Below are 25,656 nucleotides of genomic sequence, written 5' to 3'. Positions count from 1 at the left end.
CCCAGCAGGAGATACGAGGAGCCCGCACCATGCTCACCGCTGTACCGGTCGGCGCACCCCGATGAGGGGGCGTGCGAAGCCCCCGTCGGCGCCGTTGCCGCAGCGGGACGGGATCGATCCGGTCCGGCTGCGGCTCCCCGAGGATCCGGACGGCCGGTGGGCGACGGTACGCGATCATCTGCTGGCGCGGTTCGCGGGTGCGATCGGGGAGGCGCGGGTGGACGCCATGCTCACCGAGGGCCGGTTCGTCTCCGTACAGGGCCCGGTGTCCGCCGACGAGCCGTACACCGCCGGCCGGTACATCTGGTTCCACCGGGATTTCGCGCCGGAGGAGCCGGTGCCGTTCCCTGTCGGTGTCGTCCACCGCGACGAGCACATCGTGATCGCCGACAAGCCGCACTTCCTGGCGACGACACCGCGCGGCCGGCACATCACCGAGACCGCGGTGGCCCGGCTGCGCCGCGAGCTGGACCTGCCCGAGCTGCAGCCCGCGCACCGGCTGGACCGGCTGACCGCGGGCCTCGTCCTCTTCGTCGTGCGGCCCGAGGAGCGGGGCGCGTACCAGACGATGTTCCGGGACCGCTCGGTGTTCAAGGAGTACGAGGCGGTGGCACCGTACGACCCCGAACTGGCCTTCCCACGGACCGTACGCAGCCGCATCGTCAAGGAGCGCGGGGTCATCGCCGCCCGCGAGGAGCCGGGCGAGCCGAACAGCGAGAGCCGGATCGAGTTGCTGGAACACCGGGAGGGTCTCGGCCGGTACCGGCTGCTGCCCGCGACCGGACGCACCCATCAGCTGCGAGTCCATATGAACAGCCTGGGGCTGCCGCTCGTCCATGACCCGGTCTACCCGGTGGTCCGGCCGGAGGGTGCGACCGACGACTGGTCGCACCCGCTCCAACTCCTGGCCCGGGTGCTGGAGTTCACCGATCCGGTCACGGGCGGGCCGCGCCGCTTCGAGAGCGGGCTGCGGCTCTGCGCATGGCCCGGACCGGTGAGCCGCGGTTCTCAGTGACCGCGGGCGATCCACTCGTCCAGATGCGGGGCCTCCGCGCCGATGGTCGTGGAATCGCCGTGTCCGGTGCGGACGGTGGTCTCCGGCGGCAGGACGAGCAGCCGGTCCCTGATCGACGCGACGATCGTCGGGAAGTGGGAGAAGGACCGCCCGGTGGCGCCGGGGCCGCCCTGGAAGAGCGTGTCACCCGTGAAGACGGTGGAAAGCTCGGGGGCGTACAGACAGACGGCGCCCGGGGCATGACCGGGGGTGTGCAGAACCTGGAGCGTCGTTCCGGCGATCTCCAGCTCCTGGCCGTCGGCCAGTTCGCCGTCCGGGGCGCGGTCCGGGTGGGTCTGCCTCCACAGCGGCAGGTCCTCGGGGTGCAGCAGTACCGGTGCACCGGTGGCGTCGGCGAGGGCCGGGGCCGCGTCGATGTGGTCGTTGTGCGCGTGCGTGCAGACGATGGCGCGCAGCGTACGGCCGTTCAGCGCGGCCTCGATGGCGGCGGCGTCATGGGCGGCATCGATGACGATCGCCTCGGTGTCGTCGCCGACGATCCAGACGTTGTTGTCGACGTCCCACTCCCCGCCGTCGAGGGCGAAGGTGCCGGAGGTGACGAGGTGGTCGATGCGGGCGGTCATCAGAAGACCACCACCGAGCGCAGCACGTCGCCTTCGTGCATCCGGGTGAAGGCCTGCTCGATGTCGCCGAGTCCGATGGTCTCGGTGACGAACGCGCCGAGGTCGATCCGGCCCTGCTGGTGCAGGTCGATGAGCATCGGGAAGTCGCGCGAGGGCAGGCAGTCGCCGTACCAGGAGGACTTGAGCGAGCCGCCGCGGCCGAAGACGTCGATGAGCGGCAGTTCCAGCTGCATCTGTGGGGTCGGGACGCCGACCAGGACGACGGTGCCTGCGAGGTCGCGGGCGTAGAAGGCCTGCTTGTACGTCTCCGGGCGGCCCACCGCCTCGATGACGACGTCCGCGCCGTTGCCGTCGGTCAGGGAGCGGATCGCCTCGACCGGGTCGGTGGAGCGGGAGTTGACGGTGTGCGTGGCGCCCATCGTCTTCGCCGTCTCCAGCTTGCGGTCGTCGATGTCCACGGCGATGATCTTCGCCGCGCCGGCCAGCCGCGCGCCCGCGATCGCCGCGTCGCCGACACCGCCGCAGCCGATCACGGCGACCGAGTCGCCGCGGCCGACCTGCCCGGTGTTGATGGCGGCGCCGATGCCCGCCATCACGCCACAGCCGAGCAGTCCGGCGACGGCCGGGGAGGCCTCCGGGTCGACCTTGGTGCACTGACCGGCGGCGACCAGGGTCTTCTCGGCGAACGCGCCGATACCGAGCGCCGGCGACAGCTCCGTGCCGTCGAGCAGCGTCATCTTCTGCTTGGCGTTGTGGGTGTTGAAGCAGTACCAGGGGCGGCCGCGCAGGCACGCACGACACTGCCCGCACACGGCACGCCAGTTGAGGATGACGAAGTCGCCGGGCTCGACGTCCGTGACCCCCTCGCCGACGGACTCCACCACGCCCGAGGCCTCGTGGCCGAGCAGGAAGGGGAAGTCGTCGTTGATGCCGCCCTGCTTGTAGTGGAGATCGGTGTGGCAGACGCCGCACGCCTGGATCTTCACCACGGCCTCGCCGGGGCCCGGGTCCGGGATCACGATCGTCTCGACCCGTACCGGCTCGTTCTTCCCCGGTGCGATGACTCCTTGCACCTGCTGCGACATACCGTGGTCTCCCTGTTTCCGTCATTTCGTGAAGATCGAACACGAACAACCGTACGCCCCGTGAGGGTGTCACGACGGCGCGCCGCGTTGGCGGGAAACGACTGCCGTCCACCCGGTGGGATGTACCGGTTACGACGCCGGGCACGGTGGCCACCACGGGCACACGGATTCGAGCTGCTCCCTGGCGGGGGCGCCGCCTTCGAAGGCGTCCATGGACCAGCCGCCGCCGGTGATCCACTCCTGGCCGGAGTGGCTGTCGGCGTACGCGCGCACGGCGGCGAGCGTGTCCGTCGCCGTACGGACACCCGTCAGGTTGCACCGGGCGAGTTCGAGACCGGCTGCGACGGGGTGGATGTGCGCGTCCTGGAAGCCGGGGACGAGCAACCGGCCGGCGAGGTCGACGACTTCGGTTCCGGGGCCGGTCAGTTCGCGCACCTCGTCGTGGCCGACGGCGGTGATGCGGTCGCCGGTGACGGCGACAGTGGTGGCGCGGCTGCGTGCGGCGTCCATGCTGAGGGCCGGGCCGCCGGTGAGGACGAGATCGGCGGGGGCGTGGTGCATGGGGCTGTTCCGTTTTCGTGAGGGCCGTGCTCGGCGGGAGGTCGGCAGGGGCACGGGGGGTTCAGGCTGTTTCGACGACCATGGGCTCGGCGGCGACGGAGCGGCCGGTGGTGAAGTACGGCGACTTCCTGACCCACTTGGCCCAGGCTGCCGCACCGACTCCGGACAGCAGCATGACGGCCGGGCAGAAGAGCATGAACCAGCCGTTGTCCGGGCTGATCTCGAAGTGGTCGGCGGAGGTGTAGAAGGACCAGCAGAGATAGCCGCCGAGGCCGAGCAGCACGGCGGCGCTGAGCACCGGGAGGACCACGGCCCGCAGGGCCTCGGACCGGCTCTCGCGCAGCGCCCCGCGGAAGCGCGCGGCGGCGGCCAGTGCGGTGAGCGCGTAGTACAGCGAGACGACGACACCGATCGCATTGACGGAGGCCAGGATGAGGTCGCCGACCTTCGGGATGACGAGTGAGGCGACGGCGATGGCTGCGGCGACACAGCCGACCGCGATGGTTCCGGCCGCCGGCGTCCCGTAGCGCGGGCTGACCCTGGTCCAGAACGCGCCGAGCGTACGGTCGCGGCCCATCGCGAACATGCCGCGCACGGTGGGGATCACACCGGACTGGAGGGAAGCGATGGCGGAGAAGGTGAGGGCGATCAGCGGGAGTGCGGCGAGCGGCTGTTGGGCGAGCCGGTCACCGAAGTAGGTGAGTCCCTGGGCGCCGTGACCGGTCAGCTCGTCCAGCGAGAGGACGCGTTGGAAGGCGAAGGAGCCGAGCAGGAAGAGACCGAGCATGGTGAAGAGGGTGATGAGTCCGGCCCGGGAGGCGTCCTGCGGGTCGCGGATCTCCTCCGTGACGCTGAACGACGATTCGAAGCCCCAGTAGCAGAAGACCGAGAGCAGAAGACCCTCGGCGAGTTGCTGTCCGGAGGGAATGGTGAACGGGTTGATCCAGTCGAGGCTGAACGGGTGCGGGCCGACGACCAGTCCGTATCCGCAGAAGCCGAGCAGGACGACGTATTCGAAGACGAGAAGGTATTTCTGCAGGTTGGCGGCGGACCGGATGCCGGTGATCGCGGTGAAGGTGACGGCGATCAGAACAACGATGCCCAGCGCGGTCGACTGGGCGGTGGAGTCCGGGTCGAGGTGGAGCCCGGCGAGGGTGTGCAGTCCTCCCACGTCGGCGAGTTGGAGCAGGGCGGAGCCCGTGACGGTCGTGGTGTAGGACAGGAAGACGATCGTGGAGACGATGCCGATCCAGCCGACGAGGAAGCCGAGCCAGGGGCTGAGGGAACGGCCGACCCAGACATAGCCGCTGCCCATGTTCGGCTCGACCTTGTTGAGCCGGGAGTACGCGCCGGCGATACCCAGGATGGGCAGGAACGCGAGCAGCATGATGATCGGCAGATGCAGGCCGACGGCGCCCGCGGTCACGCCCAGCCCGATACCGATGCTGGAGGTGGCGGCGGTGGAGGAGGCGGCGATGACGACGCCGTCCACGACACCGAGGCTCCTCTTCAGTGCCGCGGGTGCCGGTGGGTCACTGCCGTAGGGGGTGGGTGAGTCCGTCACGGTGGCTCCTTCGCCGAGGGGCGCTCTTCGGCCCCGATGGCGGCACATCGAACTCTCCGACGGGTTCACACGTCAACGCTGTTGTCATAAGGTGCCGCCATGAGCGCGAGCGAGCGGGTGGTACCGGAGGGGGCGCGGCGCCGCAGGCGCCCCACCAAACAGGGCACGGTGCTGTCCGAGCAGCTGATCGTGGAGACGGCGTTGCGGCTGATCGGGGAGCACGGGGCGGCGGCACTCACCGTACGCCGGCTCGGTGCGGCTCTCGGCTGCGATCCCAGTGCGCTCTACCGGTACTTCCGGGACACGGACGAACTACTGCTCGCGGTGGCCGACGAGTTGATCGGCCGTACGTTGCGCACCTGGCGGCCGACGGGTGACTGGCGGGCCGATCTGCGCACCCTCGGCCTGCGGATGCACGCGGACTATCTGGCGCACCCTCAGGCGGCGGCACTGACCTGTGCCCGGGTGACCGGCCGGGCACATGAGATCCGGTCGGTGGAGGTGATTCTCGGGGTGTTGCGCGGTGCGGGATTCCCGGATGCCGAGGCGGTGCGGATCTACCACGTCTTCGTGGACCAGACGCTGTCGTTCGCGGCGCTGGACGCGTCCACGCTGGTGCTGTCGGAGCAGGCCCGCGCGCAGGAGGTGCGGACCTGGCCGGAGACGTACGCCCGGCTTCCGGCCGATACCCATCCGAACATCGCGGCGACCGCGGGAGTGCTGGTCGCGGAGATGGACCGCAGCGGCTATCCCGCGGCGCTGGAGATGGTGCTGGCCGCGGCCGCGGCCCGGCTGCAGCACGTACATACGTCGGCACCGTAGGGACGGACCCCGGGGAGCGAGCACGTACGCGCGACGGCGCCGCGGTACGGGCCTCAGGGTGCGAGCACGTCCAGCTCGTGCAGAGCACCCACCGCGATCTCCTTCGTCAGCCGCTCCGCCGCCACCGTGTCGCCCTCGCGCACCGCTTCGGCGAGCCGGACGTGGAGGGTGACCGCGGCCGGGTCGGGGTCCTCGAACATCACCTGGTGGTGGGTGCGGCCCGCCAGGACCTCGGCGACGACATCGCCGAGCCGCGCGAACATCTCGTTGCCGGAGGCGTTGAGCACGATCCGGTGGAACGCGATGTCGTGTTCCAGATAGCCCTCCAACTGCTGGCCACGCGAGGTGGCGACCATGCCGAGCGCGCACTCGGTGAGGGCTGCGCACTGCTCCGGGGTGGCGTTACGGGCGGCGAGGCCTGCCGCGACCGGTTCGATCGCCGAGCGGAGCACGGTCAGGGAGCGCAGCTGGCGCGGGCGGTCGGCGCCGGCCAGGCGCCACCGGATGACCTGCGGATCGTAGACATTCCACGCCTCGGTCGGTTGCACGGTCACGCCGACCCGGCGCCGGGACTCGACCAGGTGCATGGATTCGAGGACGCGGACCACTTCGCGTACGACCGTGCGCGAGACGTCGAAGCGCCGGGCCAGCTCGTCGGTACGCAGTACCTGCCCCGGCCGGTGCTCCCCCGCGGCGATCTCCAGACCCAGGGTGTCCAGCACATGTGTATGCAGCCCAGGGCCCTGTGTGGTCATGAGCACAGCCTACGGGGCACCCTCCAGGAACAAAAAGTACGACGTTTACGTCACAGCATCTTGAATAAGTCGTACGTATGGGTTTCAGTAGCGCGACGGACCGATGTCGAGGAAGACGTCGAAGAAGACAGCGAGGCACCACCAATGAGCACCCCCCACGTCGTCGTGGTGATGGGCGTTGCAGGGACCGGCAAGACCACGATCGGCCCCCTGCTCGCCGCCGAACTCGGCGTTCCGTACGCCGAGGGCGATGACTTCCATCCCGCGGCGAACATCGCCAAGATGTCGGCCGGTACCCCACTGGACGACTCCGACCGGTGGCCCTGGCTCGATGCGATCGGTCAGTGGGCGCACGGCCGGGCGGGGCTCGGCGGAGTGGTGAGCAGCTCGGCACTCAAGCGGGTCTACCGGGACCGGCTGCGCGCCGAGGCCCCCGGTGCCGTCTTCCTCCATCTGACCGGCGACCGGGCTCTGATCGAGGAGCGCATGGCGGAGCGCAAGGGCCACTTCATGCCCACCGCACTGCTCGACTCGCAGTTCGCGACCCTGCAGCCGCTGCAGGAGGACGAGGCCGGAGTCCCGGTCGATGTGTCCGGCACCCCCGAAGAAATCACCCAGCGAGCCGTCGCCGCGTTGCGCCGGCTCGAAAGCTAAGGATCACCACCGTGACCAGTCTCAGCGTCGAGATGCTGGCAGCGGATGCCGTCGAACCGATCACTTCGGCAGGCAACGCGCAGTTGGGCATCGCAGTTCTGGCGGGCATCGCCGTCATCGTTCTGCTCATCACCAAGTTCAAGATGCACGCGTTTCTCGCGCTGACCATCGGCTCGCTGGCGCTCGGCTCGTTCGCCGGCGCCGCACCGGCCAAGACGATCACCAGCTTCACCGCCGGCCTCGGCTCGACCGTCGCGGGTGTCGGTGTCCTCATCGCGCTCGGCGCCATTCTGGGCAAGCTGCTCGCCGACTCCGGCGGCGCGGACCAGATCGTCGACACGATCCTCGCGAAGACGAGCGGGCGGGCCATGCCGTGGGCGATGGTCCTGATCGCCTCGATCATCGGTCTGCCGCTGTTCTTCGAGGTCGGGATCGTGCTGATGATCCCGGTGGTGCTGCTCGTCGCCAAGCGCGGCAACTACTCCCTGATGCGGATCGGTATCCCGGCGCTGGCCGGACTCTCCGTGATGCACGGGCTGATTCCGCCGCACCCCGGCCCGCTGGTGGCGATCGACGCCCTCGGCGCCAACCTCGGTGTCACGCTCGCGCTGGGTGTGCTGGTCGCCATCCCGACCGTGATCATCGCGGGGCCGGTCTTCTCCCGTTACGCCGCGCGCTGGGTGGACATCAAGGCTCCGGAGAAGATGATTCCGCAGCGTCCTTCGGAGGAGCTGGACCGTCGGCCCAGCTTCGGCGCCACCCTGGCGACGATTCTGCTGCCCGTCGTGCTGATGCTGGTCAAGGCCCTGGTCGACATCGTCGTGGACGACCCGGAGCAGGGTGTCCAGCGGGTCACCGATGTGATCGGCTCGCCGCTGATCGCGCTGCTCGCGGCCGTCATAGTCGGCATGTTCACGCTGGGCCGGGCGGCCGGTTTCACCAAGGGCCGGCTCTCCACCACCGTCGAGAAGTCCCTCGCCCCGATCGCGGGTGTGCTGCTGATCGTGGGTGCGGGCGGCGGTTTCAAGCAGACCCTCATCGACGCCGGTGTGGGCCAGATGATCCTGGACTTCTCCAAGGACTGGTCGATCCCGGCACTGCTGCTGGGCTGGCTGATCGCCGTCGCGATCCGGCTCGCGACCGGTTCGGCGACCGTGGCCACCATCTCGGCGGCCGGCCTGGTCGCCCCGCTGGCCGCCGACATGTCGACGTCCCACGCCGCTCTGCTGGTCCTCGCCGTCGGCGCGGGCTCGCTCTTCTTCAGCCATGTCAATGACGCCGGGTTCTGGCTGGTGAAGGAGTACTTCGGCATGGACGTCGGCCAGACGGTGAAGACCTGGTCGGTGATGGAGACCATCATCTCCGTGGTCTCGCTGGCCTTCATCCTGCTGCTGTCGCTGGTCCTTTAGGGCCTGTCCGCACGGTCCTCCCCCCACAGCGCATGCTGTGACCGTGCCCAATGGCGCTCGACCGACCCGGTGCGCATGCCACGGCGTGCCTCCGGGTCGGCGAGCGCCATTGCCATGTGCCCGGCCAGCACGATCCCGATCGCGAGTGCCAGCCAGTCGTGGACGAAGGTCGCGCTCGTGCGCCACATCAGCGGTGCGAGGCCGGTGAACCACATCAGCGCGCCGGTGCCGGTCATCACCAGCACCGCGCCCGCGATCCAGGCCGCGTACAGCTTCTGCCCGGCGTTGAACTTTCCGGCCGGACGCGCCTCGGGCCGGTGGTCGCGGCGCCATACGGCCCGCAGCCACTGACGGTCGTGCGGCCCGAAGCGGTTGAGCCGGGACAGGTCGGCCCGCAACGCCCGTGACAGCAGACCGGCCAGGAACGGTACGGGGGTCAGCGCCCCGGACCACTCGTGCACGGTGACCACCAGATGGCGACGGCCGACGAGCTCGGCGAGCTGGGGTACGTACAGACACGCCGCGCTCGCCACGCACAGCAGCATCAGCGTGGCCGTGGTGCGGTGCACCCAGCGCTCCGCGCCGCTGAAGCGCCGCACACGCTCCGCGGGGTCAGCTGGTGGGGGCGTCGTCGCGGCCGTTGGACCGGCCGACCCATGCGTCGACGTCATAGCCGAGCTCCTCCCAGTAGCCGGGCCGTACGGAGTCGGTGACGGTGATCCCGGAGAGCCATTTCGCCGACTTGTAGAAGTACATCGGGGCCACATAGAGCCGGACCGGACCCCCGTGGGAGTGGGCCAGCGGCCGGTCCTGCATGCGCAGCGCGACCAGCACATCGGCGCGGCGGGCCTGCGCGAGGGTGAGGCTCTCGCTGTAGGTGCCGTCGAAGCAGGTGAAGCGGACGGCCTTCGCCCCGGGCCGTACGCCCGCCGCGTCCAGCAGCGACGAGAGGCCTACCCCCTCGAAGGGAGTCTCGGGCACCCGCCAGCCGGTGACGCACTGGACATCGCGGACCATGCGGGTCTGCGGCAGCGCCTTCAGGGCGTCCAGCGTGTATGCGGCCGGGCGGTCGACCAGCCCGTCGACGGTCAGCCGGTAGTCGTCCGCGTCTTTCTCCGGTACGGACGAGGCGACGGAGTAGTAGCGGAAGCCGCCGCCGTTGGGGAGCAGGCTGGTCAGGCCGGTGGGGTCCTTGTCGGCGACGGCGCCGAGCCCGGATTCCAGCGTGCGTTGCAGCACGGGCGCGGCGACGACTCCGGCGGCGCCGAGACCGAGCATGGCCAGGACGACCCGGCGGCCCAGGGGTGTGCCTTCGGCATCGGGAGGGCGACTGTTCACCCGACCATTCGAGCATCTGCGGCCGCAGGTCACCAGGGGTCGCGGGCACCTGCCCGCACCCGAGGTCAACTCTGCTCATTCCCGGCGCAGTTGACGACCCCCGATCGGGTGCGGGTTCCGGCGCCGCGCCAGGCCGAACATGTCAGACTTGGCGCCATGTCGAACCGTGAACCTCTCAAGCCCTTTCTGCTCACCTTCCCCGGGCCGCTGCGCGACAGGCTGGTGGGGGCGGTGCTCGCCGGTGACAAGGTGTCGACGACCGGGCTGCTCGCGGAGTACGAGGCGGAGAAGGAGGAACTGCCTCCGGTGGGTGAGCGGTCTGCGCTGATCGACTCGGACGGCCGGGAGGTCGCGGTGCTGGAGGTGACGGAGGTGCGGGTGCTGCGCCTCGGCGACGTCGATCTTCAGCATGCGATCGACGAGGGCGAGGGCGACACCTCGGTGGCCGAGTGGCGCGCGGGTCACGAGAAGTTCTGGCACAGCCAGGAGATGCGGGAGGCGCTCGGCGACCCGGAGTTCACGGTCGACGACGACACCATGGTCGTCGCCGAACGGTTCCGGGTCGTCGAGCTGCTGGATCCCGTCGTGGGCGCGGCGGAACGGTAGGCGGGGCCCGCCGGTTTCCTGCGCCGGCGGGGCGGGGATCTCGCGGCAGAATGTCCATGCCGTGCGCATGTGCGCCGAAGGAGACACCGCCCGTCCCGACGGGGCCGAACAGTGGTTCCAGGGTCGAGGTTCAGGCAGTCCTCGCCCTGCGGGCGCCGGTCGAGCGGCGGTCCCGTCACCGCGTCGAGCCCGGACGGCAGTTGCGGACGGATCTCGCCGCTCGACAAGCGGGCGTGTCGGACGCCGCGGGCCGGGCGGGACTTCGCGGGCATCCCCTAGGACGTGGCCTGCGCCGCCGCCCTCCCCGCCACCCGGCCGGAGAAGATGCAGCCGCCGAGGAAGGTCCCTTCGAGGGAGCGGTATCCGTGCACGCCACCGCCGCCGAAGCCTGCCGCCTCCCCCGCCGCGTACACACCGGGCAGGGGCGTGCCGTCCTCGGTCAGCACCCGGGAGGACAGGTCCGTCTCCAGTCCCCCGAGCGACTTGCGGGTCAGGATGTTGAGCCGTACCGCGATCAGCGGGCCGGCCTTGGGGTCGAGGATGCGGTGCGGCGGAGCCGTACGGATCAGCTTGTCGCCGAGATAGGTGCGGGCCCCGCGGATCGCGGTGATCTGGAGGTCCTTGGTGAAGGGGTTGGCGATCTCGCGGTCGCGTGCGGTGATCTCGCGGCGCAGTCCGGCCTCGTCGATCAGCGGCTCGTCGGTGAGCGCGTTCATCCCGCGGACCAGTGCGCCGAGGTCCTTCTCGACCACGAAGTCCACCCCGTGGTCCATGAAAGCCTTCACCGGGGCCGGTACGTCCGCGCGGGCCCGGCCGATCACGTCACGGATCGACTTTCCGGTCAGGTCGGGGTTCTGCTCGGAGCCGGAGAGCGCGAACTCCTTGCCGATGATCTTCTGGTCGAGGACGAACCAGGTGTAGTCGTGGCCGGACTTCATGATGTGTTCGAGGGTGCCGAGGGTGTCGAAGCCCGGGAAGAGTGGGACCGGCAGCCGCTTGCCGCGGGCGTCCAGCCAGAGGGAGGACGGTCCCGGCAGGATCCGGATGCCGTGCTTGGCCCAGATCGGGTTCCAGTTCTCGATGCCCTCGGTGTAGTGCCACATCCGGTCGCGGTTGATGTGGTGGGCGCCCGCCTCCTCGGTGATGCCGAGCATGAGTCCGTCGACATGGGCGGGGACGCCGGAGAGCATCTTCGCGGGCGGGGTGCCGAGCCGCGGGGGCCACTGCTTGCGCACGAGGTCGTGATTGCCGCCGATGCCGCCGGAGGTGACGATCACCGCCTGGGCCTTCAGCTCGAACGTGCCGGCCGTCACCCGGCTGCTCGCGGTGCCCCGGGCGGCAGCGCTCGGCTCCAGGATCTCGCCGCTCACCGTGTCGACGGCGCCCGCGGTGCGGCCGAGACCGGTGACCCGGTGGCGGAACCCGAACTGTACGAGGCCCTTGGCGACGCCCGCGCGGACCCGGCGCTCGAAGGGGGCGACGACGCCGGGGCCGGTGCCCCAGGTGATGTGGAATCGGGGTACGGAGTTGCCGTGGCCGGTCGCGTCGTAGCCGCCGCGCTCCGCCCAGCCGACGACGGGGAAGAGCCGCAACCCCTGGGCGTGCAGCCAGGAGCGCTTCTCACCGGCCGCGAAGTCGACGTACGCCTCGGCCCACTTCCGTGGCCAGTGGTCCTCCTTGCGGTCGAAGCCCGCCGTGCCGAGCCAGTCCTGGAGGGCCAGCTCATGGCTGTCCTTGATCCGCATCCGGCGCTGCTCGGGCGAGTCGACCAGGAAGAGACCGCCGAAGGACCAGTGCGCCTGGCCGCCGATCGACTGTTCGGGCTCCTGGTCGAGCAGGATCACCGAGCGGCCCGCGTCGACCAGCTCGGCGGTGGCCACCAGACCCGCGAGCCCCGCCCCGATAACGATCACATCAGCGTCGTACGCCATGGGTTCCATCCTTGTCGGGGCGATCCGGTCACGGCCACGGTGACGGTCCGGCTCGGACGCCGGAAGTTACTCGTGCGTCAGATCCTCTGCATCGGCCGCCGCGGCGTCAACCGCCCGGTCGGCGGCACTCCGGCCGCACCCGCAGGGCGCAGGCGCTATCGTCGAAACAAATCACCCACTTCTGGCCTGACTTGAGGTAGAAGCGTGTCGGTGCTGGTCCTCGTGCTCGCCGTGAGTGCCGCCTGCTGTCTGGGATTCGGTTTCGTCCTGCAGCAGGCCGCCGCTTCGCACGCCCCGAGGAGCGACTATCTCTCCTTCCGGCTGCTGCTGGACCTGATGCGGGTGCCGAGCTGGCTGGCCGGGATCGGGCTGATGGTCTGCGGCATGGCGCTGGGCGCCCTGGCCCTGGGCAAGGGCGAGGTGTCCGTCGTCGAACCCCTCCTGGCGACCAATCTGCTCTTCGCGATGACCCTGTCGCGCCATCGCACGGGGCAGCGGCTCGGCGGGCAGGGCTGGGCCGGGCTCTGGCTGCTGGCGGGCGGAGTCGCCGCCTTTCTGCTGGCGGGCCGGCCGCAGGGCGGCGAGGCGGTGACCAGTCCGCTGCGGCACTGGCTGGTCATCGGCGTAGTCGTGGGAATCGCCCTGCTGCTCACCACCTTCGCCAAACGCTCGGAGTCCGCAGTCGCCCCGGCGCTGCTCGCGGTGGCGGCGGGGCTGCTTTACGGACTCCAGGACGCCCTCACCCGGGTCACCGGCGAGCGGCTGTCCGACGAGGGCTGGTCGGCGCTGGTGACGGCGTGGCAGCCGTACGCGGTGGTGGCGCTGGGGGTGACGGGCCTGCTCCTGGTGCAGAGCGCGTTCGAGACGGGCCCTCTGCGGGTCTCACTGCCGCCGCTGACCGCATCCCAGCCGCTGGCCGGGATCGCCTGCGGGGTCGGCTTCCTCGGCGACCAGTTGCGTACCGACACCGGCGCACTGGCCTGGCAGGCGGTGGGCCTCGTGGCGATCGTCGTCGGGATCGTGCTGCTGGGACTGCATCCGGCGATGCCGGAGGGGCCCGTGAGCGGGCGCCGGGAAAAGAGCCTCCAGCCGAACTGACCGGCGTCTGTCCGGTCACAGGGGGCCGTCCGGCCTGGCTATTAATAATGGCCAGCATTAGAGTGATCTCATGGCGAGAACGTCAGGGCAAGAGACCAGGGACAAGCTGATCCGCGCGGCCGAGGAGATCTTCGCCGCGCAGGGCACGGACGGCGCCCAGCTGCGGGACATCGTCCGGCTGGCCGGGCAGAGCAACCCCTCCGCGGTCCAATACCACTTCGGCTCCCGGGCCGGGCTGCTCGACGCGGTGATGGCAGGCCGCCAGACCCGTACCGAACAGGTGATCGCGCCGCTGCTCGACGAGCTGGCCGGGGACTGTGGCGTACGGGAACTGCTCACCGCACTGGTGACGGCCGAGGCGAGCCTGCTCGTCGACGACCGGGGCCGCCGCTGTCTGCGGATCTCGGCCCAGCTCAGCCATGAGACCGGGTTGCGGACCGGCCGGTTGCACCCCGCTCTGGACGGCACCGCCTACGGGCGGCTGATCGGCCGCATCGGGGACTGCCTGGGCGCACTGCCCGGGCCCGTGCGCCTGGAGCGCCTGGACCTGGCGCTCACCCTGATCGGCGCGGCGCTGGCCGACCGCGCCCGCCAGGGTCTCGACGGCACCCGGCCGCTGACCGGCGAGGAGTTCTTCCTCGCCGATCTCGTCGAGACCACCACCGCGTTCCTGCACGCGCCCGTGCCGGGCGGCGCGTGAACCACCCGCACCACATGAAGGACAGTGTCATGACCGACAAGAACAAGCTCAGCGACAAGACCGTCATCATCACCGGCGGCGCCCGGGGCCTGGGCGCCGAGGCCGCCCGCCTCGCCGTTGCGGGCGGCGCCCATGTGGTGATCACCGATGTGCTCGACGACGAGGGCGCCGCCACCGCCGCCGCCCTCGGGGCGCAGGCCCGCTTCATGCACCACGACGTGACCTCCGAGAAGGACTGGCAGCGCGTCGCCGAATTCGCCGTCGCCGAGTTCGGGCGGATCGACGGCCTGGTCAACAACGCCGGCGTATCGACCGGTCAGCCGCTGGAGACCGAGACGGTCGAGCACTTCCGCAAGGTCATCGACATCAACCTGACGGCCGTCTTCATCGGCATGAAGACGGTGATCCCGGTGATGAAGGAGAACGGCGGCGGTTCCATCGTCAACATCTCCTCGGCCGCCGGTCTGATGGGCCTCGCCCTGACCTCCAGCTACGGCGCCTCCAAGTGGGGTGTCCGCGGTCTGACGAAGGTCGGCGCGGTGGAGCTCGGCACGGCGAAGATCCGGGTGAACTCCGTGCACCCGGGCATGGTCTACACGCCGATGACCGCGTCCGTCGGCATTCAGCAGGGCGACGGCAACTTCCCGAACACCCCGATGGGCCGGGTCGGCGAGGCCCCGGAGATCGCGGAGGCAATCACCTTCCTGCTCTCGGACGCCGCCTCGTACATCACCGGCGCCGAACTGGCCGTGGACGGCGGCTGGACCACGGGCCCGACCGTCAAGTACGTCATGGGCCAGTGATCACTGTCAGTGGCCTGATGTTGGATGAGGGGCATGACTCCTTCTGACGAGATCCTGGACATCGTCGACGAGAACGACGTGGTCGTGGGGCAGGCCCCGCGCGGTGAGGCGACCGCGCGGGGCCTGCGCCATCGCTGCGTCTTCATCGAGGCCAGGGATGCCGGGGGCCGGCTCTTCGTGCACCGCAGGACCCCGACCAAACTGGTCTTCCCCTCCCACTACGACATGTTCGTCGGCGGGGTGGTCGGGGCGGGCGAGTCGTACGACGAGGCGGCGCTGCGGGAGGCCGAGGAGGAGCTGGGGGTCTTTGGGCTCCCCCGCCCCGAGCCGCTGTTCAAGTTCCTCTACGAGAGCGCGGAGCACTCCTGGTGGAGCCACGTCTACCAGGTCCGTGTCGAGCTGCCAGTGAATCCGCAGGTGGAGGAGGTCGCCTGGCACACCTTCCTCACCGATGCGGAGCTGGAGCAGCGGCTCGACGACTGGGAGTGGGTACCGGACGGTCTGGAGACGTACCACCGGCTGCGCGCCTTCCGGGCGGGCGGGGCAGCCTCCTGAGCCGGGGCTCGACCACCGGTCGACGCCGCCCCCCATTTGCCGGTCGGTCTAAGGTTCACGCGTGATCGAATTCGTACAGAGCCTGCGGCTGTGGTTCGCGCCGCAGCGAATCCGCGAAGAGGGCGACACCCCCGACTACCGGTTCTCGCTCGCCAACGAGCGCACGTTCCTCGCCTGGATCCGGACGGCTCTCGCGCTGATCGGCGGTGGTTTCGCGGTCGACCAGTTCCTCCCTGAACTGGTGTGGGGCATGCGCGCGGGACTGGCGCTCGCGCTGCTCGCGGCCGGTGTGCTGTGTGCGCTTCGGGCGATCAATCACTGGGTGCGGTGCGAGCGGGCGATGCGGCGCGGCGAGGACCTGCCGGTCTCCCGGTTCCCGACGCTGCTCGGTCTCGCGGTCGCCGTCGTCGCCGTGGCGATGGTGGTGGTGGTCCTCTTCGGCTGGGAGGGCCGGTGACGGCCGACGGGCGCGACCCCGGACTTCAGCCCGAGCGGACCAGGCTGGCGTGGCGGCGCACGACCCTGTCCTGCACGGTGGTGGCGCTGCTGGCGGTCAAGCAGGCGCTGCACAGCGGGGCGAGCCCGGCCGGGATCGTCGCCGTGGCGCTGAGCGCGCTGGCCTGGCTGGGCTTCCTGCTCGTGGCGCACCGGCGGGTGCTCGGGATGGGGACCGCGCGGCCGCAGCCGCTCTCGGCGCGCGGTGCGCTGACCGCGGGGGCGTGCACGGTCGCGCTCGCGGTGTTCGCCGCGGCCATGCTGTTCTGAGGCCCGGCACCGGGCGCGTCAGACGTCCGGGGTGTCCCAGGGGACGGTGACGACGATCTTTCCGCGGGTGCGCCCCTGCTCGTTCAGCCGGTAGGCGTCCGCCGCCCGTTCCAGCGGGAAGACCCGGTCCACATGGACCGTGACGATGCCCTGCTCGGCCAGTTCTGCCAGGTGGGCGAGGTCCTTGGCGTCCGGGCGTACGAAGGCGTAGCGGCCGCCGTACGAGAAGACCTCGCCGTCCGCGATGGAGGCCAGCCGGCCCTCGGGCTTCAGCACTTCGGCGGAGGCCCGGAGCGCCTCATCTCCGACGGTGTCGAACGCGGCGTCGACCCCGTCCGGGGCCAGCGCCCGCAGCCGGTCGACGAGGCCTCCCCGTCGGGGATCAGGGGGGCACGGCCACCAGACCTGGGGCGAGACGCCGCTCCTGGGCCTTCCGGTCAACCGGGTTGATCGCCGCAGCCCGCACCTTCACCAGGACGGTGTCGGGGCCGACCTTGGGGTCGGGCTATTCGCCGGACCCCAGGACGTCGACCCCACCATGCCTGCTGTTGCTGATCGCCTTCATATGCCGACCGTTCCTGGGCGGTGAGCAGACGCGGGTCCTGTCTCACCGGCACGCCCCGAACGGTGTTGGGCGCACTGGCCCTCCGCTTTCACGTCCTGGGCGGCGACGCATATCCCGTATGCGGTCCGTCCCGGGCGGGCGGAATCCCTACGACCTGGCCATGTGGGTGTGGCCAGAGGCGACGGGGAGGCCCCGAACCATCACTCCGGTGATACGGGGGCCCCGACTGCTGACACCACATCCGGCGTCCCAGATCGCAGAAGGCACTTTACGCACGCCCCGCCGGGCACATCCACGGATCGTCGCACCGTTCACTCAATCGTGCCCATGTGTGCCAAAACAAGGCAATCGCCCAGCAGTTGTGAACCCTCGACTCAGGCCGTGGCCGCTGCGGGGAACGTTCCGTCACCAGCGCGGGATCGAGGGGGTCTGCCATCCGGGCTCGGCCTTGCGCATCGCCGCCGCATCGTCGCGCTCGCGCATCGTGCCGTCGTCGTCGAGCCAGCGCCGGTGCAGCACGGCCAGGCGTTCACGGTCGAGTTCGACGCCCAGCCCGGGCGCGTCGGACACGGTGAGCCGGCCGCCTCGGAAGACATGGCGGGTGGTGATGACGTCCTCGGTCTGCCAGGGGTAGTGGCTGTCACAGGCGTAGTCGAGGTTGGGGACGGTGGCCGCGACGTGGGTCATCGCGGCGAGGCTGATGCCGAGGTGGGTGTTGGAGTGCATGGAGAGTCCGACGCCGAAGGTACGGCAGATCCCGGCCAGCTCACGGGTGCGGTGCAGGCCGCCCCAGTAGTGGTGGTCGGAGAGCACGACCTGGACGGCACCGCGGGCGAAGGCCTCCGGGACCTCGGCGAGGGTCGTGACGCACATGTTGGTGGCGAGCGGTACGTCGGTGCCCGCGGCGACGGCGGCCATCAGGTCCGTGCCGCTCGCCGGGTCCTCCAGATATTCGAGTACGTCCTTCAGTTGCTCGGCGACGTACAGCGAGGTCCCGACGGACCAGGCGCCGTTGGGGTCGAGGCGCAGCGGCTGCCCGGGGAACTCCTCGGCCAGGGCGCGGATCGCGGCGATCTCCTGGTCGGGTGCGAAGACGCCGCCCTTGAGCTTGAAGGAGGAGAAGCCGTGCTCGCGGGCGAAGCGCCGGGCCTGGGCGACGACTCCGGCCGGGTCGACGGCGGCGCCCCAGTCGTCCTGTTCGCCGCCCTCGGGGTGGGCGGCCCAGCGGTAGAAGAGGTACGCGCTGTACTCGACGCTGTCGCGGACCCTGCCGCCGAGCAGAGCGTGCACGGGGAGGCCGAGGGACTTGCCGAGCGCGTCCAGGCAGGCGACCTCGAAGCCGGAGACGACGGAGAGCCGGAGCTTGTCGGCGGTCTGGACGCCGCGCAGTCCGCCGGCGTCGACACGCTCGTCGGCCGCGCGTGAATCACCGCACACCTCGTCGGCCAGTGCGAACAGGCCGTTCAGATCGCTGACCGGGCGTCCGACGAGGGCGGTGGCGAGCGGCTGGGCGAGTTCGAGGTACTTGCCGTCCCCGTACGTCTCCCCGATACCGGTCACACCGCCGCGTGTGACGACTTCCACGATGAGCCGCGGGGTGTACGGCTGGTGGACGCCCTGGGTGTTGAGCAGGGGCGGGTCCGCTATCAGGATCGGGGTCAGCCGGACTTCGTCGATCAGCAGCTCTGTATTCATACGTGAACCATATTCAGGGATACGGCCAAGCGCCAGACTCCGACCCGAGTCGGAGCGGAGTCCACACGACGGATCCCGGGAGTTCACTGGACGGCATACCGACTGGTCGGCATCATGAACACCGACCGTCTTTCACCCCGGAGGTGCGCACGATGAGCCCAGTCCATCCGCCAGGTCTCGACCTCGACCGGCTGCGCGGACGTCTCGACCGCGAGCGGCCGGGTCTGGTGAACGGACCGCTCGAAGCCCGGCTCATCGAGGGCGGCCGCTCCAATCTGACGTACCTCGTCACGGACGGCACCGGCCGCTGGGTCGTGCGCAGGCCCCCGCTGGGTCATGTGCTCGCCACCGCACACGACATGAAGCGCGAGCACCGGGTGATCAGTGCCCTGCACCCCACGGCCGTTCCGGTGCCCGAGCCGGTGCTGCTCTGCGAGGACGACTCGGTGATCGGGTCGCCCTTCTACGTCATGGAGTACGTCGAGGGCACCCCGTACCGCACGGCCGAACAGCTCGCACCACTGGGCGCCGAGCGCACCCGGGAGGCCGTCCTCGGCCTCGTCGACACCCTCGTCGAACTGCACGCCGTGGAACCCGAGTCCGTCGGGCTCGGCGACTTCGGGCGCCCCGAGGGCTTCCTCGACCGGCAGCTGCGCCGCTGGGGCAAGCAGCTGGACGCCTCCCGCAACCGCGAACTGCCCGGCATCGACGAACTGCACGCCGCTCTCGGCCGGGAGCTGCCCGTTTCCCCCGCGCCCACCGTCGTGCACGGCGACTACCGGCTGGACAACGTCCTGATCGGCTCCGACGACCGGATCAAGGCCGTTCTCGACTGGGAGATGTCGACGCTCGGCGACCCGCTGACCGACCTCGGCCTGCTGGTGATGTACAGCTCCGACCTCGGTCTGCCGAAGTCCCCGGTCTCCACCACCAGCGGCGCGGCCGGCCATCCCACCCCCGCCGAGCTGATCGAGCGCTACGCCGCACGCTCCGGCCGGGACACCTCCGCCATCTCCTGGTACACGGCGTTCGCCTGGTTCAAGCTCGCCGTGATCCTGGAGGGCATCCACTACCGCTACACCCTGGGCCAGACCGTCGGCGCCGGCTTCGACCGCATCGGCGATCTCGTCCCCGTCTTCATCGAGCACGGCCTCACCACCCTCCAGGAAGGCTGATCACCCCCATGGACTTCGCATTCGACGCCCGTACCGAAGAGCTGCGCGCCAAGCTGCTCACCTTCATGGACGAGCATGTCTACCCGGCCGAGAAGACCGCGGACGAACAGCGCGCGCTCCTGGCCTCGCCGTGGGACACCCCGCAGATCGTCGAGGACCTGAAGGCCGAGGCGCGGCGGCAGGGGCTGTGGAACCTCTTCCTTCCCGATGCCGAGTACGGCGCCGGGCTGACCAACCTCCAGTACGCACCGCTCGCCGAAATCACGGGCCGTTCACCGCAGTTGGCACCGACCGCACTCAACTGCGCGGCCCCGGACACCGGGAACATGGAGGTGCTCTTCCAGTTCGCCACGGACGAGCAGAAGAAGCAGTGGCTGGAGCCGCTGCTCGCCGGGGAGATCCGCTCGGCGTTCGCGATGACGGAGCCCGAGGTGGCCTCGTCGGACGCGACCAACATCGAGACGCGCATCACGCGGGACGGTGACAACTACGTCATCAACGGCCGCAAGTGGTACATCTCCGGGGCGATGAACCCGGACTGCCAGATCTTCATCGTGATGGGCAAGACAGCGACTGCCGATGGCCCTGACGGCGCCGACATCCGCCGTCAGCAGTCGATGATCCTCGTCCCGCGCGACACCCCCGGTCTCGAAGTGCGGCGCGCCATGCAGGTGTACGGCTACGAGGACCACTATCACGGCGGTCACGCCGAGGTCGTCTTCACGGACGTGCGGGTGCCCGTCGCGAACCTGATCGGCGAGGAGGGCGGCGGCTTCGCCATCGCCCAGGCGCGTCTGGGACCGGGTCGCATCCACCACTGCATGCGGCTGATCGGGATGGCCGAGCGGGCGATCGAGCTGATGTGCAAGCGGGCGGTGTCCCGTACTGCCTTCGGCAAGCCGCTCGCCCAGCAGGGCGTCGTACAGAACTGGATCGCCGACGCGCGGGTCACGGTGGAGCAGCTGCGGCTGCTGGTACTGAAGACGGCTTGGCTGATGGACACGGTCGGCAACCGGGGGGCGCACACGGAGATCCAGGCCATCAAGATCGCCACCCCGCGTGCGGTGGTCGACATCCTCGACCAGGCAGTACAACTGCACGGCGCGGGCGGCGTCAGCCAGGACTTCCCGCTGGCGGAACTGTGGGCGGCGGCGCGGACGCTGCGGCTGGCGGACGGGCCGGACGAGGTGCATCAGCGGTCGTTGGCCCGGCGGGAGATCAAGCGGTACGTGTAGGCGGTGACCCGGGCGGGGCCGGTGGGTGCGAGGGCCCGTCCGGTTGCCGTTTCGTCCTCAATCGCCGGACGGGCTCGGAATGTTGCCGGACGGGCTTGAATTTCTGAGCCGGTCGAGGACGTCCGTGTAGAGGGAGCGTTTGTCGGGGCGGGCGTGGGCGGCCGCTTGGCTCAGGGCGGGGATCGCCGCCTCGCCCATCCCGATGAGCCCCTCGGCCGCCGCCCTGCGCACGCCGGGATGCGGGTGTGCGAGCAGTCCGGTCACGGCGGGGATCGCGGGCCCCCAGCCGGCGTGGCAGAGCGTGCGGATCGCCGTACGCGTCAGTTCCGGCCGGGGGTCGTCCAGCAGGAGCATGGTGTGGCCCAGATAGGTGCCCCTGTCCAGCATCGTCCGTGAGGTCCGGTGGGCGCGCAGGCGTACCTTGACCCGGGGATGGTTCAGCAACTCACCGATCAGGTCGCGCAGTCCGGGGTCCCGGTCCGGGTCCGGGCCCGAGTGGGCCTCGGCCAGTTCTGTGAGTGCCCCGCATCTCTGATCCGGGGTGCCGGTTCGGGCCAGGTCCAGCAGTTCCTGCCTGGACGGGCGGTGCGAAGCTCCGCCGGGTGCGGCCGGGGGGCGGTCACGGAGCGCTGCCAGCGCTGCCGCGTCCTGCTGCGCGGCGTCCGGGCCGCGCAGCGGACCCTCGACGAGAAGAAGCCGGTCCGCCATGTCGTCGCGCCCTTCGGCGCGCAGCCGCCGACACGTACGCGTCAGCGCGGGGGTACGCAGGAGCCGGCGGTCGAGGAGCAGGTCGAGGAAGCCCCAGGCCCCGGCGTCGAGACGGTCGCCGAGGGCCCTGGCGAGCGCGTCGGCGGGGTAGTTGCGCAGTGCGTCGCCGACTGCTGGTCCGGCGGCGGGCGGGGCATGCTCCCACCACTCCAGCAACAGCGGCACCAGCGGTTCCAGTGTCCACGGGGAGAGCTTCGAGGCCGCGAGAGCCACCCTGTCGTGCAGGACCTCCTCGCCCCGGAGCTCCGTCTCGTCGAGGGTGCGCAGTGCACGGGCCAGGTCCACGCCGATGGGTATGTCGATGTGCCCGCGGAGGTACGCGCGAAGAACCGGCAGCCGGGCCTCGGGCTCGGGCCACTTCGCCAGCGCCAGGGCGGCGGTCTCTCTGCGGCCTGCATGAGTTGACCCCAGCATGTCGAGCAGGCGCTCCCTCAGGGCCGCCGAACGGGGCTGGTCGAGGTCGTCGATGTGTACGTGCCGGGGCAGCGGCGTCGGGGTCCGGGCGGTCTCGCTGATGGTCCAGGGCGGTGCGTCGAGGGGCTGAAGAAGCGTCATCCAGTCGAGCAGGGCGGCCCGGACTTCGGGGTCCGCGCCGTGGTGTACCTCGATCAGTGCGGTCAGCCGGTCCCGCGAGCCGACCCTGCCGTCGTCCTGTCGGCGGAACTCCTCCAGAGTGTCGGGGGCGCGCACCGCGTCGCCCAGCGCCGCCCGCCATGCCCGGGTCTGGGCGGGCACGGGTGCCGCGGTGGTCTCCGGGACTGCGAACGCCTCCCTCAGCACGGCCGCCCGGGCCTGCCAGGGGTCGGGGCCCAGCCGGGCCGACTCAAGTGCCTGATCGAGGTCGGCGCGGACCAGCACCGCGCCGAGGCGGCGCAGCAGCGTCAGCGTGGACCGGCTCGGCGTCGTGGGTGCGGGACGCAGTGCCCGTACCGCCGCGGCGACGGCCGGCCTTCCGACCCCCGTCAGCATCGGCGCGACCTCTTCGAGTACCGCGATCAGGTCGTGCCGGTCCTCGTCCCGGGCGTCGACGAGCGCGTCGAGCAGGACCCGTGCGGACCGGGCGAATGCCGTCAGCTCCCCGGCCGCCCGGGGTGCGGGGCAGATGCGCAGCGCGAACCGCACCAGCCTGTCCCGGGCCGCGGGCCGGGAGCCGGCCAGCCGGAGCCAGTCCGTGAGCATCGGCCGCAGCTCGTTCAGCCGGTCGGGGTGGGGCGGCGCGTCCCTCTCGGCGACGCGCAGCGCGACCGAGGGATTCCAGCCCCCGGCCACCAGCGACCCGATGTCACGGTCCGCCGTACTGTCCACCGATGACCGCTGTGCGACGGCCGATGCGGTGATGCCATGCCTGGCCAGCGGTATCGCCAGATCCTTCACGTCCCCGGAGGCAAGACCGACCCGGCCGTCCGCCACCAGACAGAGCAGGGTGGCCGCCACAGGTGACGCCTGGTCGTCCAGCGCGAGGACCGAGCGGGCACCGAGGACGCCGTCGAGGCCCGCCAGCAGCAGTTCGCGGGTACGGCCGTCCCGGCTGTGCTCGGCGGCGGCGAGAAGTGTCGCCGCGTAGACGTCGCCGAGGACGGCGCGCAGGGCCGCGACGAGCGTGCCGCGCAGCCCGGGGTTGTCGTGGTGCCCGAGCCAGAAGAGCAGCTTGGGCAGCGCCGCCGGTGTGCCCGCGCGGACCAGCACCTCGGCGGCGGTCTTCTTGATGTTCATGTTCGGATGGTCGAGGCATGCGGCGATCGCGGTGCACGCCCAGTGGGCCTGTGCGTGACCCAGTGCGAGCAGGGCCTGCCGGACGGTCTGGATGTCCTGGGCGGTGGTCAGCGCGATCAGGGTCGCCGACAGCGCCTGTGCGTCCTCGCCCGTGGCGTCGCGGGCGAGCAGGGCGATGACGTGTTTGCGTACGTGCCGGTCGCGGTGGCGCAGCAGCCGGTGCACCCGGGCGCGGGTGCCTGCCCACGGTGCCCTGCGCAGCAGTTCGAGCAGGATCGCCCGCTCACGGTCGGACAGTCCGGGCCGGTCCAGCAGATCCAGTGCCATGGTCGCGACGAGTGCGTGGCCGGCCTCTTGCGCATCTGCCGTGCCGAGCAGGCAGACCGGCCGGATCGCGCCCCGCTCGTGGAGACGGCGGCCCAGGGCGTGCACGGCGTCCAGGACCTCTTGGGGCACCACGGGCTCACCGCCGGGCTGTCCGTGTTCCCACTCCCGCAACGCCGCCTGTTCGGCCACGATGCGCAGCAGCAGGTCCGCGATGGCCGGCAGTGTGCCGGCGTTGCCGTGGTCCGCGAGACGGCACAGCGCCGCCATCGGCTCGTCCGGGTTCGGATGGGAACGCAGCAGGGCCAGTTCCCGCTCGTCCGGGCCGCCCAGGTCCGCCGCGATGCGCGTCGGCAGGCCGACGGGATCCAGCCGCACGAGGAGGGCGCGGCGGTGTGCCGGATCGCGGGTCAGCTGCCACAGCAGTTCGAGGGCGCGGTCCCGTACGGCGTACAGGTGAGGCGCGATCGTGTCGCCGTCCAGGCCCAGCCCTTCTCGCAGGGCCAGTACCGTCCGTTGCCCGCCGATGGCCTCCAGAGCGTCCAGGGCCGCGGCGGGCGCCGAGGGCAGCAGAGCGATCACGGCGTCTTCGGCATCCGCATGGCGCAGCTCACGGATGGCGTCGAGGAACGGACCGGGGGCGGAGGCCGAAGGAAGTACGCGTGCGATCGCGTCCCCGATCGGAAGCTCGCCCGTTCCCTGCCCGGCCAGGGCCACCAGCAGGGCGAGCCGTCGCGGCCTGCTCGGATCATCGGCGGCCGCCTCCGTCAGTACCCGGAATGCCTCCTTCCGGCAGGTGAACAGGATCGTCGCGATCTCACGGGGCGGAATCGAGTGATCGGCCAGGGCCAGGCCGATCACGGCCGGAACTTCCGGACCGTCCACGAAGTGCCCGCGCCGGTGGAGACCGCGCAGACACGTCACCGCCGGCCCGCCGAACAGCAGCGGATCGCGTGCGGCGACGGCCATGAGTTCACCGATGTCGCCACGGTCCGCCAGACCGCCGAGCAGTTCCACTCCCTGTCGGCGAAGGCCCGGCGGAAGATCCGGATCGTCGATGATCTGCCGCAGCAGGTCCTTGTGGCCGTGGCGGGCGGCGGCCGCGAGGGCGGCATCGGCCACCGCGGGCCTGCCCCCCGCCGAACCGGCGACGAGAAACGGAGAGATGCGTCCCCGCGGCAGCGGCTCCATCGCCGCCCACGGCTCGGCGAGTTCGCCCAGCGCGCCCGCGACGACCCGGTCGCTGTCGGCGCCGAGCAGGCCGATCAGGTCTTCGCGGACCAGCGCGGGAGCCAGCAGCCCGGCGTGCAGCCCCTGCCGCGCGAGCCGCAGCGCCTCGGCCTGCAGCACGGGGTCACCGCTGTCCGCCAGCTCGTCCACGAGTCGATCCGGACGGTGCGCCGCCGTGATGTCCGTCTCCCGTACGGCCTGGTAGAGGATTTCACCCGGGGCTTCGTCACGGATCACCGCCGGCTCGTCGAGGAGTTCGGAGCGCAGCCACGCGATCCTCACCCGTACCGGCAGCCCGGCCGTGCGCCATGACGGGCGGGGGCGGCCCCGGAGACAGTGGCCGAGTCGCTCGTACAGCCCCGCCAGGAGGAGATCCGCCTCCGGCGGCCCCATCAGCGACACGGGCAGCAGCCCGGCGAGTTCGGCCGTCTCCGCGTCGTCGGAGGGGCGGCCCGCTGTCACTCGCTCGGTGAGCAGGACCAGCCCCAGATGACGCAGGGCGGCGTCCTCGTGCCGGATCAGACGTCCGAGGACTGCCGGTGGGCAGTCCTGCGCGTCCAGGAGCCTCGACAGCCGCCCGGTGTCGGCCCGGCGTACCGCATCGTGGAACTGTTCGTCGGCGGGCGTCTTCACCGTCGGATGCTAACCGGGGCGCTCCCGGCTCCAC

At 70.8% G+C, this 25,656-nt stretch carries 22 protein-coding genes and 2 pseudogenes; 13 read left to right on the top strand and 11 right to left on the bottom strand.

Translation table 11 applies throughout. From position 1 onward, the window contains the following. The first annotated feature begins 61 nt into the window (after nt 1–61). A complete protein-coding gene (locus NRF20_RS35145; protein ID WP_398629126.1) occupies nt 62–1,015 on the top strand; it encodes an RluA family pseudouridine synthase in 954 nt (317 codons plus the stop codon). On the opposite strand, the gene NRF20_RS35140 is transcribed toward NRF20_RS35145, so the two are convergent. From NRF20_RS35140 to NRF20_RS35125, 4 genes and pseudogenes are all read right to left on the bottom strand, one after another. Then, nucleotides 1,009–1,638, bottom strand: a complete 630-nt coding sequence (locus tag NRF20_RS35140) for an MBL fold metallo-hydrolase (protein WP_398629127.1) — start codon at nt 1,636–1,638, stop codon at nt 1,009–1,011. The two genes, NRF20_RS35145 and NRF20_RS35140, sit on opposite strands and share 7 nt — an antisense overlap. Further along, entirely contained in the window at nt 1,638–2,723 is a 1,086-nt protein-coding gene (locus NRF20_RS35135) for an S-(hydroxymethyl)mycothiol dehydrogenase (RefSeq protein WP_266362795.1), read from the bottom strand. The genes NRF20_RS35140 and NRF20_RS35135 overlap by 1 nt, the downstream gene beginning before the upstream one ends. A 156-nt stretch (nt 2,724–2,879) precedes the next feature. Beyond that, a pseudogene (locus tag NRF20_RS35130) lies at nt 2,880–3,284 on the bottom strand (amidohydrolase family protein); the annotation flags it as partial. Nucleotides 3,285–3,345: 61 nt separating this feature from the next. After that, nucleotides 3,346–4,848 (bottom strand): APC family permease, encoded by a 1,503-nt coding sequence (locus tag NRF20_RS35125; RefSeq protein WP_413753904.1) that lies wholly within the window; start codon nt 4,846–4,848, stop codon nt 3,346–3,348. Nucleotides 4,849–4,947: 99 nt separating this feature from the next. Between NRF20_RS35125 and NRF20_RS35120 the strand changes: the two genes are divergently transcribed. Next, nucleotides 4,948–5,670 (top strand): TetR/AcrR family transcriptional regulator, encoded by a 723-nt coding sequence (locus NRF20_RS35120; RefSeq protein ID WP_398629129.1) that lies wholly within the window; start codon nt 4,948–4,950, stop codon nt 5,668–5,670. Between the two features lie 53 nt (nt 5,671–5,723). Here the strand turns inward: NRF20_RS35120 and NRF20_RS35115 are convergent, their stop codons facing one another. After that, nucleotides 5,724–6,425 (bottom strand): FadR/GntR family transcriptional regulator, encoded by a 702-nt coding sequence (locus NRF20_RS35115; RefSeq protein ID WP_093894172.1) that lies wholly within the window; start codon nt 6,423–6,425, stop codon nt 5,724–5,726. Between the two features lie 144 nt (nt 6,426–6,569). On the opposite strand from NRF20_RS35115, the gene NRF20_RS35110 reads away from it, so the two are divergent. After that, nucleotides 6,570–7,079, top strand: a complete 510-nt coding sequence (locus NRF20_RS35110) for a gluconokinase (protein ID WP_398629130.1) — start codon at nt 6,570–6,572, stop codon at nt 7,077–7,079. 11 nt (nt 7,080–7,090) lie between these two features. Continuing rightward, nucleotides 7,091–8,488, top strand: a complete 1,398-nt coding sequence (locus NRF20_RS35105; RefSeq protein WP_266362786.1) for a GntP family permease — start codon at nt 7,091–7,093, stop codon at nt 8,486–8,488. Here the strand turns inward: NRF20_RS35105 and NRF20_RS35100 are convergent. Continuing rightward, nucleotides 8,485–9,159 carry a cytochrome b/b6 domain-containing protein gene (locus NRF20_RS35100; RefSeq protein ID WP_413753903.1) on the bottom strand — a complete coding sequence of 225 codons (675 nt, stop codon included), beginning with the start codon at nt 9,157–9,159 and terminating at the stop codon, nt 8,485–8,487. The genes NRF20_RS35105 and NRF20_RS35100 overlap by 4 nt on opposite strands. Continuing rightward, nucleotides 9,101–9,766 carry a molybdopterin-dependent oxidoreductase gene (locus NRF20_RS35095; protein WP_413754640.1) on the bottom strand — a complete coding sequence of 222 codons (666 nt, stop codon included), beginning with the start codon at nt 9,764–9,766 and terminating at the stop codon, nt 9,101–9,103. The genes NRF20_RS35100 and NRF20_RS35095 overlap by 59 nt, the downstream gene beginning before the upstream one ends. Before the next feature lie 216 nt (nt 9,767–9,982). Between NRF20_RS35095 and NRF20_RS35090 the strand changes: the two genes are divergently transcribed. Then, nucleotides 9,983–10,432, top strand: coding sequence for an ASCH domain-containing protein (locus tag NRF20_RS35090; RefSeq protein ID WP_398629132.1), 450 nt, complete (start codon nt 9,983–9,985; stop codon nt 10,430–10,432). Nucleotides 10,433–10,707: 275 nt separating this feature from the next. On the opposite strand, the gene NRF20_RS35085 is transcribed toward NRF20_RS35090, so the two are convergent. After that, nucleotides 10,708–12,363 (bottom strand): FAD-binding dehydrogenase, encoded by a 1,656-nt coding sequence (locus NRF20_RS35085; protein WP_398629133.1) that lies wholly within the window; start codon nt 12,361–12,363, stop codon nt 10,708–10,710. A 204-nt stretch (nt 12,364–12,567) separates the two neighbouring features. On the opposite strand from NRF20_RS35085, the gene NRF20_RS35080 reads away from it, so the two are divergent. The 6 genes from NRF20_RS35080 (at nt 12,568) to NRF20_RS35055 (ending at nt 16,284) form a co-directional block, all read left to right on the top strand. Then, complete coding sequence (locus NRF20_RS35080) at nt 12,568–13,461, top strand: DMT family transporter (RefSeq protein WP_266362778.1); 894 nt, start codon at nt 12,568–12,570, stop codon at nt 13,459–13,461. Nucleotides 13,462–13,531: 70 nt separating this feature from the next. Next, entirely contained in the window at nt 13,532–14,161 is a 630-nt protein-coding gene (locus NRF20_RS35075) for a TetR/AcrR family transcriptional regulator (RefSeq protein ID WP_398629134.1), read from the top strand. Between the two features lie 29 nt (nt 14,162–14,190). Beyond that, nucleotides 14,191–14,964 carry a glucose 1-dehydrogenase gene (locus NRF20_RS35070; RefSeq protein WP_398629135.1) on the top strand — a complete coding sequence of 258 codons (774 nt, stop codon included), beginning with the start codon at nt 14,191–14,193 and terminating at the stop codon, nt 14,962–14,964. A gap of 33 nt (nt 14,965–14,997) precedes the next feature. Beyond that, nucleotides 14,998–15,519 (top strand): NUDIX domain-containing protein, encoded by a 522-nt coding sequence (locus tag NRF20_RS35065; protein ID WP_398629136.1) that lies wholly within the window; start codon nt 14,998–15,000, stop codon nt 15,517–15,519. A 61-nt stretch (nt 15,520–15,580) separates the two neighbouring features. After that, nucleotides 15,581–15,976, top strand: coding sequence for a YidH family protein (locus NRF20_RS35060; protein ID WP_266362770.1), 396 nt, complete (start codon nt 15,581–15,583; stop codon nt 15,974–15,976). After that, complete coding sequence (locus tag NRF20_RS35055; protein WP_266362768.1) at nt 15,973–16,284, top strand: DUF202 domain-containing protein; 312 nt, start codon at nt 15,973–15,975, stop codon at nt 16,282–16,284. The genes NRF20_RS35060 and NRF20_RS35055 overlap by 4 nt, the downstream gene beginning before the upstream one ends. A gap of 18 nt (nt 16,285–16,302) precedes the next feature. Here the strand turns inward: NRF20_RS35055 and NRF20_RS35050 are convergent. Together NRF20_RS35050 and NRF20_RS35045 are read right to left on the bottom strand one after the other, a co-directional pair. Beyond that, nucleotides 16,303–16,653, bottom strand: a pseudogene (locus tag NRF20_RS35050) (zinc-binding dehydrogenase); the annotation flags it as partial. Between the two features lie 601 nt (nt 16,654–17,254). Continuing rightward, nucleotides 17,255–18,544, bottom strand: a complete 1,290-nt coding sequence (locus NRF20_RS35045; protein WP_398629137.1) for a glucarate dehydratase family protein — start codon at nt 18,542–18,544, stop codon at nt 17,255–17,257. 152 nt (nt 18,545–18,696) lie between these two features. On the opposite strand from NRF20_RS35045, the gene NRF20_RS35040 reads away from it, so the two are divergent. Together NRF20_RS35040 and NRF20_RS35035 are read left to right on the top strand one after the other, a co-directional pair. Further along, a complete protein-coding gene (locus NRF20_RS35040; protein ID WP_398629138.1) occupies nt 18,697–19,719 on the top strand; it encodes a phosphotransferase family protein in 1,023 nt (340 codons plus the stop codon). Between the two features lie 8 nt (nt 19,720–19,727). Then, nucleotides 19,728–20,954, top strand: a complete 1,227-nt coding sequence (locus NRF20_RS35035; protein WP_398629139.1) for an acyl-CoA dehydrogenase family protein — start codon at nt 19,728–19,730, stop codon at nt 20,952–20,954. Nucleotides 20,955–21,011: 57 nt separating this feature from the next. Here the strand turns inward: NRF20_RS35035 and NRF20_RS35030 are convergent, their stop codons facing one another. Next, complete coding sequence (locus tag NRF20_RS35030) at nt 21,012–25,622, bottom strand: HEAT repeat domain-containing protein (RefSeq protein ID WP_398629140.1); 4,611 nt, start codon at nt 25,620–25,622, stop codon at nt 21,012–21,014. Nucleotides 25,623–25,656 lie beyond the last annotated feature (34 nt).

The sequence above is a fragment of the Streptomyces sp. R-74717 genome (assembly GCF_047305335.1).
Lineage (GTDB): Bacteria > Actinomycetota > Actinomycetes > Streptomycetales > Streptomycetaceae > Streptomyces > Streptomyces atratus.
This window is presented reverse-complemented; position numbering and strand designations above follow the sequence as displayed.